The sequence below is a fragment of the Phyllobacterium sp. MT110 genome, assembly GCF_058792715.1.
Genome location: NZ_JBXAFE010000001.1, coordinates 1,830,777 through 1,845,253 on the forward strand (window position 1 = coordinate 1,830,777; position 14,477 = coordinate 1,845,253).

At 62.0% G+C, this 14,477-nt stretch carries 13 protein-coding genes; 4 read left to right on the forward strand and 9 right to left on the reverse strand.

The features are described from left to right. Nucleotides 1-5 precede the first annotated feature (5 nt). Both AC1Q5O_RS09380 and AC1Q5O_RS09385 read right to left on the reverse strand, forming a co-directional pair. Nucleotides 6-488: a CreA family protein gene (locus AC1Q5O_RS09380; protein ID WP_403176842.1), complete on the reverse strand. Its 483-nt coding sequence runs from the start codon at nt 486-488 to the stop codon at nt 6-8. Nucleotides 489-570: 82 nt separating this feature from the next. Next, the gene (locus AC1Q5O_RS09385) at nt 571-1,203 is read right to left on the reverse strand and encodes a DapH/DapD/GlmU-related protein (RefSeq protein ID WP_492562556.1); all 633 of its coding nucleotides are present in this window, start codon (nt 1,201-1,203) and stop codon (nt 571-573) included. A gap of 68 nt (nt 1,204-1,271) precedes the next feature. Here AC1Q5O_RS09385 and AC1Q5O_RS09390 point away from each other — a divergent pair, with 68 nt between their 5' ends. From AC1Q5O_RS09390 to AC1Q5O_RS09405, 4 genes are all read left to right on the forward strand, one after another. After that, complete coding sequence (locus AC1Q5O_RS09390) at nt 1,272-1,433, forward strand: hypothetical protein (RefSeq protein WP_223612750.1); 162 nt, start codon at nt 1,272-1,274, stop codon at nt 1,431-1,433. 34 nt (nt 1,434-1,467) lie between these two features. Next, complete coding sequence (locus AC1Q5O_RS09395; RefSeq protein ID WP_223612749.1) at nt 1,468-2,061, forward strand: SCO family protein; 594 nt, start codon at nt 1,468-1,470, stop codon at nt 2,059-2,061. A 184-nt stretch (nt 2,062-2,245) separates the two neighbouring features. After that, a complete protein-coding gene (locus tag AC1Q5O_RS09400) occupies nt 2,246-3,127 on the forward strand; it encodes a 50S ribosomal protein L11 methyltransferase (RefSeq protein ID WP_492562558.1) in 882 nt (293 codons plus the stop codon). Nucleotides 3,128-3,294: 167 nt separating this feature from the next. Next, on the forward strand, nt 3,295-5,121 hold the full coding sequence (locus AC1Q5O_RS09405; protein WP_492562560.1) for an aminopeptidase P family protein: 1,827 nt from the start codon (nt 3,295-3,297) through the stop codon (nt 5,119-5,121). 1 nt (nt 5,122) lies between these two features. Here the strand turns inward: AC1Q5O_RS09405 and AC1Q5O_RS09410 are convergent, their stop codons facing one another. The 7 genes from AC1Q5O_RS09410 to AC1Q5O_RS09440 all read right to left on the reverse strand — a co-directional run bounded on the left by AC1Q5O_RS09410 (nt 5,123) and on the right by AC1Q5O_RS09440 (nt 14,464). Continuing rightward, nucleotides 5,123-5,419, reverse strand: a complete 297-nt coding sequence (locus AC1Q5O_RS09410) for an AzlD family protein (RefSeq protein ID WP_130270011.1) — start codon at nt 5,417-5,419, stop codon at nt 5,123-5,125. Nucleotide 5,420: 1 nt separating this feature from the next. Next, on the reverse strand, nt 5,421-6,167 hold the full coding sequence (locus AC1Q5O_RS09415) for an AzlC family ABC transporter permease (protein WP_403176869.1): 747 nt from the start codon (nt 6,165-6,167) through the stop codon (nt 5,421-5,423). A 152-nt stretch (nt 6,168-6,319) separates the two neighbouring features. Further along, entirely contained in the window at nt 6,320-8,584 is a 2,265-nt protein-coding gene (locus AC1Q5O_RS09420; RefSeq protein ID WP_492562565.1) for a TonB-dependent hemoglobin/transferrin/lactoferrin family receptor, read from the reverse strand. Between the two features lie 224 nt (nt 8,585-8,808). Beyond that, on the reverse strand, nt 8,809-9,513 hold the full coding sequence (locus AC1Q5O_RS09425) for a DUF2461 domain-containing protein (RefSeq protein WP_492562567.1): 705 nt from the start codon (nt 9,511-9,513) through the stop codon (nt 8,809-8,811). Beyond that, nucleotides 9,510-11,654 (reverse strand): NAD-dependent DNA ligase LigA, encoded by a 2,145-nt coding sequence (ligA, locus tag AC1Q5O_RS09430; RefSeq protein WP_492562568.1) that lies wholly within the window; start codon nt 11,652-11,654, stop codon nt 9,510-9,512. Before ligA ends, AC1Q5O_RS09425 begins: the two co-directional genes overlap by 4 nt. A gap of 237 nt (nt 11,655-11,891) precedes the next feature. Beyond that, nucleotides 11,892-13,571 (reverse strand): DNA repair protein RecN, encoded by a 1,680-nt coding sequence (gene recN / locus AC1Q5O_RS09435; protein WP_492562569.1) that lies wholly within the window; start codon nt 13,569-13,571, stop codon nt 11,892-11,894. Between the two features lie 23 nt (nt 13,572-13,594). Next, complete coding sequence (locus AC1Q5O_RS09440; protein ID WP_223612741.1) at nt 13,595-14,464, reverse strand: outer membrane protein assembly factor BamD; 870 nt, start codon at nt 14,462-14,464, stop codon at nt 13,595-13,597. Nucleotides 14,465-14,477: the final 13 nt, after the last annotated feature.

Sequence of the window (14,477 nt, forward strand, 5' to 3'; positions counted from 1 at the left end):
CAAACCTATTCCGGCTTGCCCTTGGTCCAGGTGACATTTCCGGCAAACAGCGGAATCGTGGCGATGGAGGTTTTGGCGGACCCGTCCTGCACCTGGCTGGCATGGGCGAGATAGATCAGCGCATTGTTCTGCTTGTCGTAGATGCGGGTGATGTTCAGCTTCTTCCAGATCAGGCTCGTGCGTTCGGAAAACACCCGCTCACCGCCCTCACCCAGCTTGATGTCGCCGATGACGATCGGGCCGGTCTGCTGGCAGGAGATCGACGCATTGGACGGATCCTCGAACCAGTTGCCCTTCTGCAGCCGGTCGATTACCCCGCGCGAGAACGAGGCGAGATGGCAGGTCACGCCCTGAATCTTCGGGTCGGCAACCGCATCGATGACGATGTCATTGCCCAGCCAGTCGACGCCGACCTTGCCGACCTCCTCCGCCTGAGCCGGCAGGATGGCAGCGCCCAGAAGGGCCAGAGCAGCGAGCATATGCTTCATCGAGAATCTCCTGAAATGGTTGGGTCGCCAGACACAGTTGGATACGGCGTTGCGGAATTGCAAGCAGAACGGCCCGCCGCTCCTATCGTTCCCACTTCGCCAGAAAATCCTCGATGCCCAGCGACTGGATATCGGGGATGGCCTCGAAAATCGTCGTCGCGGGCCAGTCCCACCAGGCCAGCGCCATCAGGCGCTCGGCAATGGCGGCGGGAAAACGCGGACGGATCGGGCGCGCCGGATTGCCCGCGACGATGGTGTAGGGCGCCACGTTTTTGGTCACCACCGCATTGGCGCCGATCACCGCGCCGTGGCCGATGCTGATGCCGGGCATGATGACGGCGCCATGGCCGATCCACACATCATGGCCGATGCTGACGCGCTTGGCCTGCCGCCGGGCACGGAAACCGAAATCGACCCCCTGATACCGGAAAAACTCGTTGGGCCGATAGCTCAGCTTGTGGGTGGTCAGCCGTTCCATCGGATGTTCCAGCGCGTTGATGCGCACATTGGACGCGATGGAGCAGAAGCGGCCGATATCCGCATAGATGCCTTCGCTGTGGCGTTCGATGTAGGAAAAATCCCCCATCGTCACATCGCGCAGGATCACCCGCTCGCTGACCTCGGCGAAACGGCCGAACTTGACGCCCTTGAGCTGTGCCGTCGGGTGGATGCGCGGTTCGGGATTCTGGAAGCGGAGGTCGTCGGGATCAGCCATCGTGCTTTCTCAAATAAGGTTGCGGCAATTCTTTTGCATAAAAGCCGGTGAAATCCTATAATCCCCGCATGAAATCATCCTATTCCATCAGCCCATCGCGATTGACGCTCTACACGACACTGGCACTCTTTGCAGCCATGGCGACGGGCGCAACGTTTGCCGCATGGTTCAACCATGGCGATACGATCTTCCTGTCGCTGATCCAGGCTGGTCTTTCCTGGTGCATATAGAAGCACCAACACAGCCCCCAGAGGAAATGTACTTATGAACAGACGTCTGATGCCGTTTCTTGTCGTGGCGATCATGCTGCTGGCCGCCGCGGCCGGATGGATCACGTTCCAGTCCTACCGCCATCAGCCGGGCTCCGCCAATGCCGGCCCCTTCGGCGTACCGTTTCAGCTTGTGACCATGAACGGCGAGCCGGTCACCGAGGCGGCGTTCCGGCAAAAGCCGTCGGCGGTGTTCTTCGGCTTCACCCATTGCCCGGAAATCTGCCCGACCACCCTGTTCGAACTCGATGCCTGGCTGAAGCAGCTCGGGCCTGAAGGCCAGAATATCAACGCCTATTTCGTCACCGTCGATCCCGAACGCGATACCGCAGACGTCATGAAAACCTATGTCGGCAATGTCTCGGACCGCATCACCGGCATAACAGGCGATCCGGACAAGATGGCGGCGATGCTCAAGGGCTACAGCGTCTATGCGCGCAAGGTTCCCACCCAAGGCAGCGACTACACCATGGACCACACCGCCTCGGTCTTTCTTCTGGATAGCAAGGGCGGTTTCTTCGGCACCATTGCCTATGGCGAAAATCCTGATACGGCTGTCGCCAAGCTGAAACGTCTGGCCAAGAGCTGATGCACTATCTAATGGTGCGTGGTTCGACAAGCTCACCATGAGGGAGGGTGTTGGCTGCAAGGCCAAACTGAAACATTGCAGAATAGAACTCCCTGCAACCCTCGGCTTCCCTCATGGTGAGCTTGTCGAACCACGCACTCAGGACCAAGCAGAGCCACCTGCCATTTCGAAAGTATCCGACCCGATGACCCAGACCCGCCTGTTCCTCACCGCTGGCAAGATCGAAGCCGACCGCGTGTTCGATCTGCTGCAGCTCGCCTTCGAAGAGGATGGCCTGCCGATCTCCACGTTCGAAGTGGACGAGGATGCGGAAATCTTCGACGTCTCGGTCTATACGTTCGAGCCCGACGAGATCGAGCCGCGCATCCGCGATATCCTGGGCAGCCATGCCGTCAACCTCGACGTGCAGCGCGAACAGGTACCCGATATCGATTGGGTCGCCCATTCGCTCGAAGGCCTCTCGCCGGTGCGTGCCGGACGGTTCTTCGTGCACGGCTCGCACGACCGCGACAAGCGCCGCATCAACGATCTCGGCATCGAGATCGACGCCGGTCTTGCCTTCGGCACCGGCCACCACGGCACGACCTCCGGCTGCCTCGACATGATCCGCGAGGTGATCCGCCGCGAACATCCGCGCAATGCGCTGGATCTGGGCACCGGCAGCGCCGTGCTGGCCATCGGCATTGCCAAGCTTGCCCCCATTCCGGTTCTGGCGACGGATATCGATCCGGTGGCCGTCGCGGTGGCGCAGGACAACGTGGTGAAGAACGGCGTCGCTGCGCGCGTCCAGACGGAGACGGCCACGGGCTTCCATCACCCGGCCATGCGCTTTGCCGCGCCGTTCGACCTGATCGTCGCCAATATCCTCGCCCGCCCGCTGATGCAGCTCGCGCCTGAGATGCGCAGGCATCTGGCCTGGGGCGGATCGCTCATTCTATCGGGCATTCTGGAAACCCAGCGTGACAAGGTGCTGGCGGCCTATCGCGTACAGGGTCTTTTCCACCAGAAAACGCTGCGGCGCGAGGGCTGGGTCACCCTGCACCTCAAGGCGAAATCCACCTACTGAATCAAAAGGGCAGCTTTCGCTGCCCTTGTTTGAGACGGCGCAGACGATGTGCCCGGCTCTTTGGCGCGTGCCGTCTTGAAAAACCCGGTGCAAACCGCGCGCCTCCATTGCCTCCGCCGTGATCGAAAGATAGGTTCCATCACCCAACAGCAGAGGTTTGCATCACCATGTTCCAGTCGTTTGAGGTCGTCAGCAATCCGGCCACCGGCGCCCCGCGCGTCGCCAAGCTGCGCGCCGAACTCGAATCCCTCGGTCTTGACGGTTTTCTGGTTCCCCGTGCCGACGAACACCAGGGCGAATATGTACCGCCGCGCGCCCAGCGCCTGGCCTGGCTGACCGGCTTCACCGGCTCTGCCGGTGTCGTGCTTGTCCTCAGGAAACAGGCGCATCTCTTTGTCGACGGCCGCTACACCCTGCAGGCCGCCGAGCAGACCGACCCGGCAGTTTTCAGCGTGGAAAGCCTGGTGGAAACCCCGCCACCGGTCTGGTTGCGCAACAGCGGCCGCAAACTGACCATCGGCTTCGACCCGTGGCTGCACACCATTGCCGAAACCAAGGCGCTGCGCGAAGCGCTCGAAGCCAATGGCGGCACGCTGGTGGCGGTCGGGCACAATCTGGTCGATCTGGTCTGGGAAAACCAGCCTGCCCCGCCGCTCGAAGCCGTGACCATCCAGCCGGAAAAATATGCCGGGAAACTCGCCAGCGACAAGCTGAAGGAACTGGCCGAAGCGGTGGAAAAGGCCAAGGCTGACGCAACCGTCCTGACCGATCCCTCCTCCATCGCCTGGGCATTCAACATCCGCGGCAACGACGTCAGCAACACGCCGCTGCCCCTGTCCTTCGCCATCATCCCGGTGTCCGGCGAACCGCTGCTCTTCATCGACAAGCGCAAGCTGCCCATCGAGACGGAGGCTTACCTGACCCAGCTCTCAACGCTGCGCCCGCCATCGGCGCTTGAAGCGGACGTCGCCAGCCTCGGCGCACAGGGCAAGGCCGTGATGCTCGACCCGGCGCTCGCGGCGGAAAAACTGCGGCTCGTGGTCGACCATGCCGGTGGCAGGATTGTCGAAGGTACGGATCCCGCCCGCCTGCCCCGCGCCCTGAAAAACACCGCTGAACTGGCTGGCGCACGCAAAGCGCATGAGCGCGACGGCATTGCCATGGTGTCGTTCCTGGCCTGGGTCGACGCGCAGGCACCCGGCACCATCGACGAGATCGATGCGGCGAAGAAGCTGGAGGAAACCCGCCGCAGCGTGGCCGAAGGGTTCCAGATGCCGCTGGAAAACCTCTCCTTCGACAGCATTTCCGGCGCGGGGCCGAATGGCGCTTTTGCCCATTACCGCGTCAATACCCAGTCAAACCGCAAGTTGCAGGAGGGCGAGCTCTATCTGATCGACAGCGGCGGCCAGTACCGCGACGGCACGACCGATATCACCCGCACCCTCCCCGTCGGAAAACCGACCGAGGATATGAAACGCAAGTTCACGCTGGTGCTCAAAGGCGTCATCGCCATCACCACCGCGCGCTTCCCCAAGGGCACGCGCGGCATGGACATCGACGTGCTCGCCCGCATCGCCCTGTGGAAGCAGGGCTATGATTACGGCCACGGCACCGGCCATGGGGTCGGCTCGTTCCTGTCGGTGCATGAGGGTCCGCAGAGCATTTCCAAGCGTGGCACGCACGAACTGCTGCCGGGCATGATCCTGTCCAACGAACCCGGCTACTACAAGCCCGGCGGCTACGGCATCCGCACGGAAAACCTGCTCATTGTCACGGAACCTGTCGTGCCCGAGGGCGGCGATATCCCGATGATGGGTTTCGAAACGATCACGTTCTGCCCGATCGACAAGCGCCTGATCGATACCAGCCTGCTGATCCGCGAAGAACTGGTATGGCTCGATTCCTATCACGCACAGGTGCGCGAGGTTCTGCTGCCGCACACCGTTGCTGCTGACCGCGACTGGCTGATCAAGGCAACCGAACCGCTCGGATAACTTATACGGGGAGCTGGCGCAGCAGGATGATCATGGCTGCGCCGGCGAGAAACATCGTCAGCGCATTGAACCGCAGGGAAACCAGCCCGGCGAACACCAGCGCGACGACGCCGCGCCAGTCCGCCGTGGCGATGGCGGGCGCCACCAGCGTCGTCAGAACCGCGGCGGGCACGGCATTGAGCGCCACTTCGACGCGCGGATGCACGCGGTCGAAGCGCGACAGGACGAGATGACCGCCGATGCGGGTCAGGAACGTCAGCACGGCACCGGCGAGAATAATCCAGAAGATCGTCGACATCTCAGTTCTCCCCCGCAGTTTTATCCGGCTTTGCCACGATCACGGCGGTCAGGATACCGGCGAGCGCGCCGATGCTGACATGCCAGGGCGAGCCGATGGTCTTGGCCGCGACAATCGATGCGATGCCGCTGGCAATGACGATGGGCGCCCAGTTGGAGCGTTTGCGGAAACCCATGACCAGGCCGAGGAAATAGATCGGCAGCAGCATGTCGATCCCCAGCGCATGCGGATCCTTGATCAGATTGCCGAAGAGCCCGCCGATCCACGCTTCCACCACCCACATCACATAGATCGGCGTCGCCACGCCCAGATACCAGGCAAAGGTGACGCGTACGCCTGACTCCGCCCGCTTTTCGGTCTCGGCATATTGCGGATCGGTCAGCAGGAAATAGCTCAGCAGGCTTTCGGGAATGGTGAAGTGGCCGATGCGGCGGCCGACGGCAGCCGAATACAGCACGTGGCGGAAATTGACCGCGAAGATGGAAAAGACGATCAGCCAGGCCGGAATATTGTGGCCGAACAGCTCGATGCCGACCATCTGGCTCGCACCGCCAAAAATCGCCGCGCTCATCAGCACCGCTTCGAACACGGTAAAGCCGTTATCGATGGCAAGCGCGCCGAACAGCAGGCCGAAAGGCGCCGAGGCAATCATCACGGGAAGCCCGCGACGGAACCCCTGCCAGAATTCCACGCCAAAGCCTGCCCGCCGCGCAACGGTGGTTTCGTCTTGATATGTTTGTTCGCTCATGATGAGCGTGGTCTAAGGCAGGTTGGCCAGCCTGTCACGTGAGAATTGTTGATCGCTATCATCAATGTTGCTGCAGCGTCGAACGGCCTGGCCAACTGCGTCGATGGTGTGCGTGGTTCGACACGCACACCAGACCCGGCAATCGGCTGAACTCAGAACTTCTGGGTCAGCGAAATGCGGAAGCTGCGGCCAACTTCGGCGTAGCGGTCGGCCACCGCGAGATTGATATCGTTCGGGACATCCGTGGCATTCCAGTATTTCTTGTCGAAGACATTGAAGACGCCGGCCTGGAGCTTCATGCCCTTGGCAAACTTCGGCTCCCAATAGGCTGTCGTATCGACGATGCCATAGCCGGGAGCAACGAAACCGCCGCCGCTGACCTTGTCGCGCGCTGCGGCCATCGTCAGCGACACATCGGCACCCCAGCTGTCAGCGTTATAGCCGAGGCCGACAATCGCGCGGATCGGCGGGATGGAGTTGAGATATTCCTGGGTTTCGGTGTTCTCGCCCTGCGAAACGGCAACCGATGCCCATGTCACCCAGTTCTCGGCGAAATTGACGCGGCCATTGAGTTCGGCACCGTAGATCTGCACGCGATTGAGATTGGCATAACCGGTGATGCCGCCAACCGGATACTCGCCGCCGGGCGGTGCAATGGTCACAGTGTCGATGAAGTTGCGGTAGTAATTGTTGAAGACGCTGGCCGACAGCGCATATCTGTCGCTCTCATACTTGGCGCCAACCTCGAAACCGTTGCTGGTCTCAGCCTTCAGGCCGGGATTGCCGACACGGGCATAGGAACCGGGCGCGCCGTAGTTCTGGAACAGTTCCTGCGCGGACGGCGCGCGGAAGCCTTGGGCCCACTGCACATAGAAATCCAGCTCGCTGGTGGCGTGATAGGTCGCCCGCAGCTTCGGCGTAAAGCGCGAGTCGCTGTTGGATGCAGGCAATGTCCCGTTGAAGTTGGGGCCATGCTCATAGGCTGCGGTCGACTGCGGATTGTGCTCGTACCAGTCGAAACGCCCGCCCGGCGTCAGGGTCAGACGGCCGTTCAGAAGCTCGATATCATCCTCGGCATAGATGCCGAATCCGGTCGACTGCACGTCGGGCATGTCGGAACTGTTGGCATGCAGCATGCGACAGGTCTGCGGGCCGAAGGGCTGGGGCAGCTTGCTCCAGTTGACACTCGGGCAATTGTCGACGCCCGCCGCGTACTGATGCATGTTCTGCCGGTAGATTTCCGTACCGATGCGGAACTTGTGCCTGATGTCGCCGATCTCGGCTTCCTTGACCACGTAGCCGGTAAAGCCATAGGCATCGAGGTTCAGCTCGTTGTCGCGCTTGTACACGCCCGAGGGGAAGCCATAGCGGAACGGGTCGCCGCGAATGATCCGCGCCCTGGCATCCGGCAGGCGGATGGCATCGGTCGTATTAGTCAGGGTCTGCTGCGTCCAGTAGGCAACGGCGTGCGCCTCATCCACCCAGCCGCCCTTGTCCGGGGCGATGTAGTCGTAGCTGCCGGAAATGCGCTTGCGTTCATAATTCTCGCCGGACTTGAAGCTGTCGGGCACATAGGCCGAGGTTGTTCCGATGAAATTGTCCGAATCGGAATCCTTTTTGAAGATTTCGCCGGTCAGGCCGAAACGATGGCCGCCCTCGACATTCTGGTAGAGTTTTACCAGCACATTGCCCTGATCGTAATCGAGCGGATTGGCCTCGGTCCGTCCAGTGCCATAACCGCCGATATCACCGGGGGTATCCTTCTCGTGGCCCTGGCGATACCCGCCCTGCACGAGGAATTCCGTGTTGCTCGCACGGGCTGCCACCGCCGCATTGGTGCGCCAGCTGCGATCGCCGCTGTCATAGGTGCCTTTGGTCAGAACGCCCCAGTTGCGCCCATCGCTGATGACATCGGACGGGTCGAGCGTGCGCATCTGGACCACCCCGCCCAGCGCGCCCGAACCGTAGCGGCTTGAGTCGGCGCCCTTGGTGATGTCAATCTTGGAGAGCCCGTCGAAATCAAAACCGTCGAGACCGCCCTGCGTTCCGCGCGGATCGGAAATCCACGGCACGCGGATGCCATCGATCGTGGTCAGCACCCGGTCCTGGTCGAGACCACGCAGATTGATGCTCTTCGAGGTGGAGTTGAAATTGACGCCCGCATCGACCCGGCGCCCCAGATCCTGGAAATTATCGACCATCCGTTGCTGGATGGTTTCCCGCTCGGTCGTCGCCGTCAGCGGCGTCGCCTCCGTGCCGCTCTGATTGCGCTTGAGCACAATCGGCGCCAGCTCGATTGTTTCGCCCGTTGCCGGTGCGCTTTGGGCAAACGCTGCGCCCGTGCCCAACCCCACAACCAGCAGGGTACCCGCGCTACCGCACATCAGGCGCGCAAGCATGTTCCGTGTCAAAACCATATCCAAACCCCCGAAAGAATGCTTGGCTGGCTTAACGTTGAGCGCGAAGACCGCGCCGTGTTCATGGCTTGCTGAGCGGAAATTATCTGCGTGTATTCACGCTGTACATTTGTTCAGTACAAAAACATGACTATAAAAGTCAATATTAAATACACCGATTATTTCGGGCCGATTTATTGGCCGGAACGGTGTTGCCGCAGCACCACATTTGTCCCGTCGGCACATCAGGAAACCAGCGTTCCCTCGATCTTTTTTCCCCAGTCGATGAGCGGCTTGGCCTTCAATGCAAAGTCGAAGAGTTCGTCGGCAAGCGCCGGCGACGTAATGCCATCCGGATCAATGGGATGGCGCACGACGAAATGCCGGTTGCGCAGGGCTTCGACGAGGTCGGGATCGGTCACCGTTTCGAAGCCGCGCGGCGTGCGCTTCAGGCGGTCGTAATCGCTTAAGGTCAGGCCGCCCTTTTTCAACGCGGCCACCATGGCGCGGTAGTTCTCCGGCTTGTCGACGATGGCCTTGCGCATCGCTGCGAGAAGCTCCGGCTTCTGCTGCCACCACGCGACGGCGGCGTAGCAGCCCTTGTAGTCCTCCAGACCGACGCAGACATAGAAACAGCCCGATTCGGCCCATTTGCTGCCATCGGGCGAAAGCAGTGCCGAGAGATGCCGGTTGTAGGGGCTCTTGTCCTTGGCAAAGCGCGTGTCCCGCTTGATGCGGAACTGCGATTTCTTGCGGTCACCCTTGAACGGCAATCCGGCCTTTTCAAACCGGGCGATCAGATCATCGATAAGGTCGCCCAGCGGCTCGTGCAGGTGGGCTTCGAACAGATCCTTGTTCTCAACGAACCATTCCCGGTTCTGGTGAAAATCCAGCGCCTTGAGGAAAGGCAGCGCCTTGTCGCCAAACCCCTTGAAAACCGTCTCGCTCATGCGCCCACCAGGGTAAACCAGGCATCTTCATCGATGACTTCGATGCCAAGGGACTGTGCCTGCGTCAGCTTGGAACCGGCCCCCGGCCCGGCCACCACCAGATCGGTCTTTTTCGAGACGGACCCGGCCGTCTTGGCGCCGTAGCGTTCGGCCATGGCTTTCGCCTCGTCGCGCGACATGCGCTCCAGCGAACCGGTGAAGACGATGGTCTTGCCGACAACCGGCGAATTGCTGACGGTGCGCACCTCTTCGTCCAGCGGCGTGACTTCATCAAGCAGGGCAGCCAGCGCCGTCCGGTTGTGCTCTTCCGCATAGAAATCGACCAGTGCTTCGGCCACGATGCTGCCGATGCCCTCGACATCATTGAGCTCGCGCCAGGCGTCGTTGCCCTTGTCGGACTTGTCCGCCGGCAGGGTCGCCGCCTGCGCAACCGCTGCCAGCGCCGCGTAGGAGCGATAGGCCTTGGCAAGCCGCTTGGCATTGACCTCGCCGACATGGCGAATGCCCAGACCATAGATGAAGCGGCTCAGCGCCACCTGCCGCCGGTCATCGATCGCGTCATAGAGTTTCTTGACGGAGACAGCGCCGAAACCGTCGATGTTTTCCAGCTTGGCCAGCGATGCCGCCTGCCTTTTCTTCAGCGTGAAAATATCCGCAGGCGTGCCGATATGCAGGGCCGGATCGTCGGATTTGAAGAAGAACTCGACCTGCTTTTCGCCAAGCCCCTCGATGTCGAAGGCATTTCGCGAGACGAAATGCCGGATGCGCTCCACCGCCTGCGCCGGGCAGATCAGCCCGCCTGTGCAGCGCCGCACCACTTCCCCCTCCTCGCGCACCGCATGCGAGCCGCAGGCCGGGCAGGTATCCGGGAAGGTATAGGCGGACGGGCCGCGCGGCTTGTCCGCGACGATATCGACGATCTGCGGGATGACGTCGCCCGCCCGCTGCACCACGACGGTATCGCCGACGCGCAGGTCCCGCCCCTCGCGGACCGGCTGGCCGTTCTGGCCGATGCCTTTGATGTAGTCCTCGTTGTGCAGGGTCACATTGGTGACGACGACTCCGCCGACCGTCACCGGTTCAAGCCGGGCGACAGGGGTCAGTGCGCCTGTCCGCCCGACCTGAATGTCGATGCCCCGCAGGATGGTGATCGCCTGTTCCGCCGGGAATTTGTGGGCAATGGCCCAGCGCGGGCTGCGGGAGACAAAGCCCAGCCGCTGCTGCAAAGCAAGATCGTCGACCTTGTAGACAACACCGTCAATATCATAGCCCAGCGTCGCGCGCTGTTCCTCGATCTGGTGATAATGCCTGACCAGGCCATCCACCGTCTCGAACTTCTGCATCAGCGGATTGACGCGGAAACCGTAGGACTTGAACGCCTCCACCATGCCCATCTGCGTTGCCGCAGGCATGGCGCTGACCTCGCCCCAGGCATAGGCGAAAAACTGCAGCGGCCGCGATGCGGTGATCGTCGCGTCGAGCTGGCGCAGCGACCCGGCTGCAGCATTGCGCGGATTGGCGAAGACCGGCTTGCCATCCTGCGTCTGGCGCTCGTTCAGCGCGGCAAAATCCGCATGGCTCATATAGACTTCGCCGCGCACCTCCAGCACCTCGGGTGGATTGCCGTTCAATACATTCGGAATGCTCGCGACAGTACGCGCGTTGAGCGTGACGTTTTCACCCGTCGTGCCGTCGCCGCGGGTGGCGGCGGTGACCAGGCGGCCCATCTCGTAGCGCAGCGACAGGGACAGCCCGTCGATCTTCGGTTCGGCGGTGATTTCAACCGGCGCGCTGGCGCCCAGCTTGAGGAAGCGGCGGATGCGGTCGACAAAATCCTGCACGTCCTGATCGGAAAAGGCATTGTCCAGCGACAGCATCGGGATGGAATGCGTGACCTTGCCGAATTTTTCCGAGACCGTCGCGCCCACCTTGTTCGAGGGAGAATCCTCGCGCTTCAGGTGCGGGAAACGCTGCTCGATGGCAAGGTTCCGCCGCCGCAGGGCGTCATATTCGCCGTCGGATATCGTCGGCGCATCTTCCGTGTTGTAGCGGTAGTCGTGCTGGGCAATCTCCGCCGCCAGACGGCCGAGTTCCTCTGCCGCTTCTGCTTCGCTCAATTCTTCTACGGGAATGTCTGCCATGGCCTGTCCGACGCTGAAAATACGGATTCGGCGGGAGATTAACTGAAGCGGCGCGCAAATGCACCGTTCAAAATCGGCGGGATCCGCAGGTTGCAGTCAGCTCCTGCCACAACCCGCTCTGCATGAAGATGGTGCGTGGTTCGACAAGCTCACCATGAGGGAGGTTTGTATTCTGCAGGACGCCAAGTTCCCTCATGGTGAGCTTGTCGAACCACGCAGCGCAGGCGTGCAACCCGCTCAGGAGGCAGCGGCGCTGTTCTCACGCAGAAGCCGCACCGCGGCGGCACGTGCTTCGTCCGTGACGCTGGCACCGGCCAGCATCCGGGCAATTTCTTCCTGGCGGTCGCCCGTTTCCATCGCATGGATGGACGTGGCAACACGGTCATCGCCCCTGGCGGATTTGGCGATGAGAAAATGTGTCTGCGCCCGTGCCGCCACCTGCGGCGCATGGGTGACCGACAGCACCTGCACCCGGTCCGACAGGCGGCGCAGGCGCTGGCCGATGGCATCGGCCACGGCACCGCCAACGCCCGTGTCGATTTCGTCGAACACCAGTGTCGGCGCCGAACCGCGGTCCGCCAGCGCCACCTTCAACGCCAGCAGGAAGCGCGACAGCTCGCCGCCCGACGCCACCTTCATCATCGGCCCCGCCCGGGTGCCGGGATTGGTCCGCACCCAGTATTCGACCGTATCGATGCCCTCGGGCAGGCGGTTTTCCGGGTCCGCCGCCATCTCGACGATGAATTCGGCCCGCTCCAGCTTCAGCGCCGGAAGCTCGGCCATGACGGCTGCCTTGAGGTGACCGGCGGTTTCGTGCCGCTCCCGTGACAGCATCGCCGCCGCTTCGTCATAGGCGGCCCGCGCCGCGACAGCTTCCTTTTCCAGCGCGCCGAGCCGCTCGGCGCCCGCATCGATATCCGCGAGATCCGCATCCATCTTGTCGCGCAGGCCGGCGAGATCATCCACCGGTACGGAATATTTGCGTGCGGCACCGCGCAGGGCGAAAAGCCGCTCTTCGGTCTGCTCGAGAACACGCGGATCGAAATCAATGGCACGGATGGCCTGTTCAATGCCGTTCTGCGCTTCCGTCAGGGCGTTGAGCGCCTCGTCGATGGCCTTGACCACCGGCTCCAGCAACTGTGGCGCTTCCGGCACCTTGCGCTCCAGCCGCCGCACCAAGCTCGCCAGCGACGGCACCGGGGAACCCGAGCCCGACAGCACCTCGTTGGCATCGTTGACATCGCCAGCGATCTTTTCCGAGCGCATCATTTCGGTGCGCCGGGTGGCCAGCGCCTCTTCTTCCAGCGGCTCCGGATCGAGCTTTGTCAGTTCGTCGACGGAGGCCCGCAGATAATCCGCCTCGCGCGTCGCCGCCTCAACCTTGGCGCGGTGCCGCACCAGCGTGTTTTCCGCATCCCGCCAGGTCTTGTGCAATGAGCGGACCGTTGCCGCCTTGGTTTCCAGCGAACCGAAAGCGTCGAGCAGTGTACGGTGAATATCGATATCGATCAGTGCGCGGTCATCGTGCTGGCCGTGGATTTCGACCAGCCTCCGGCCGAGCTCCTTCAACAGCGTGACGCTTGCGGCCTGATCGTTGATGAAGACGCGGCTGCGGCCATCCGATGTCTGCACGCGGCGCAGGATGATGTCGCCGTCATCGCTGATGTCGTTGTCGCGCAGGAGTTCGCGGGCGGGATGGGCACCGGCCACGTCGAACACGGCCGTTACCTGCCCCTGCTCCGCGCCGTGGCGCACCAGCGAGGCATCGCCGCGCGCGCCGAGGGCGAGCGACAAGGCATCGAGGAGGATGGATTTTCCGGCACCGGTCTCGCCGGTGAGTACCGACAAGCCATCGCGAAACTCAATGTCGAGCCGTTCAATCAGAACAATATCGCGGATCGACAGGTGCGAAAGCATGAATCGCTCAGGTTAATAGTGGATCAGGCGCCATTTTTCTTGCTGCCCACGATCGTCTGGGCAGCCTGTGACAGCCAGGAACCGGCATTCTGGCGCGGCTCCAGACCGCCGCTCTGCAGCAGCTTGTAGCTGTCCTTGTACCACTGGCTGTCCGGGTAGTTCTGTCCGAGCACCGCTGCGGCCGACTGCGCCTCGCTGGTCAGACCCAGCGCATAATAGGCTTCGGTCAGGCGTGCCAGTGCTTCTTCGACATGGCGGGTGTTGGAATACTGCTCGACAACGCCGCGGAAGCGCTTGATCGACGCCAGATATTCCTTGCGTTCCAGATAATAGCGGCCGACCTGCATTTCCTTGCCGGCGAGCTGGTCGCGGCCGAAACGGATCTTTTCCTTGGAATCGTCGACATATTCCGACTGCGGGAAACGCTCGACGACTTCATTGAACGCCGTGATGGAGCGGCGTGTCATGGTCTGTTCGCGCGTCACGTCCGGGATCTGGCGGTAATAGCACAGGCCGGTGATGTAATAGGCGTAGGCGGCTTCCGGCTGCGTCGGATACAGCGCGATGTAGCGCTTGGTCATGGCGAGCGAGTCGTCATACTTGCCGGCACGGTAATTGGCGAAAGCCCCCATCACCAGCGCCTTGCGGGCGAATTCGGAATAGGGATGCTGGCGGTCGACGGCATCGAACTTCTTGGCGGCCTCGTCGAGGCGCCCGGCATTCAGATTGGCGAGAGCCTGGTTGTAGAGCACATCAGCAGGCTCGATTGTGTCGACATAGGCCGACAGGTCGAGATCCTTGTCATTCGAAGCACAACCGGAAATGGCTGTTGCACCGGCAACGGACGCCATAAGAAGGGCCAACCGGGCCTTGCTGCCAAACCCTGCACTCATCGACATTCTGCAA

Bases quoted from the DNA above. Each gene is read 5' to 3' on its own strand.
- AC1Q5O_RS09415 (WP_403176869.1), bottom strand. From the start codon at position 6,167: ATGAGCGAACAAACATATCAAGACGAAACCACCGTTGCGCGGCGGGCA.
- AC1Q5O_RS09405 (WP_492562560.1), top strand. From the start codon at position 3,295: ATGTTCCAGTCGTTTGAGGTCGTCAGCAATCCGGCCACCGGCGCCCCG.
- AC1Q5O_RS09425 (WP_492562567.1), bottom strand. From the start codon at position 9,513: ATGAGCGAGACGGTTTTCAAGGGGTTTGGCGACAAGGCGCTGCCTTTC.
- AC1Q5O_RS09400 (WP_492562558.1), top strand. From the start codon at position 2,246: ATGACCCAGACCCGCCTGTTCCTCACCGCTGGCAAGATCGAAGCCGAC.
- AC1Q5O_RS09420 (WP_492562565.1), bottom strand. From the start codon at position 8,584: ATGGTTTTGACACGGAACATGCTTGCGCGCCTGATGTGCGGTAGCGCG.
- ligA (WP_492562568.1), bottom strand. From the start codon at position 11,654: ATGGCAGACATTCCCGTAGAAGAATTGAGCGAAGCAGAAGCGGCAGAG.
- AC1Q5O_RS09380 (WP_403176842.1), bottom strand. From the start codon at position 488: ATGAAGCATATGCTCGCTGCTCTGGCCCTTCTGGGCGCTGCCATCCTG.
- AC1Q5O_RS09385 (WP_492562556.1), bottom strand. From the start codon at position 1,203: ATGGCTGATCCCGACGACCTCCGCTTCCAGAATCCCGAACCGCGCATC.
- AC1Q5O_RS09440 (WP_223612741.1), bottom strand. From the start codon at position 14,464: ATGAGTGCAGGGTTTGGCAGCAAGGCCCGGTTGGCCCTTCTTATGGCG.
- AC1Q5O_RS09390 (WP_223612750.1), top strand. From the start codon at position 1,272: ATGAAATCATCCTATTCCATCAGCCCATCGCGATTGACGCTCTACACG.
- recN (WP_492562569.1), bottom strand. From the start codon at position 13,571: ATGCTTTCGCACCTGTCGATCCGCGATATTGTTCTGATTGAACGGCTC.
- AC1Q5O_RS09410 (WP_130270011.1), bottom strand. From the start codon at position 5,419: ATGTCGACGATCTTCTGGATTATTCTCGCCGGTGCCGTGCTGACGTTC.
- AC1Q5O_RS09395 (WP_223612749.1), top strand. From the start codon at position 1,468: ATGAACAGACGTCTGATGCCGTTTCTTGTCGTGGCGATCATGCTGCTG.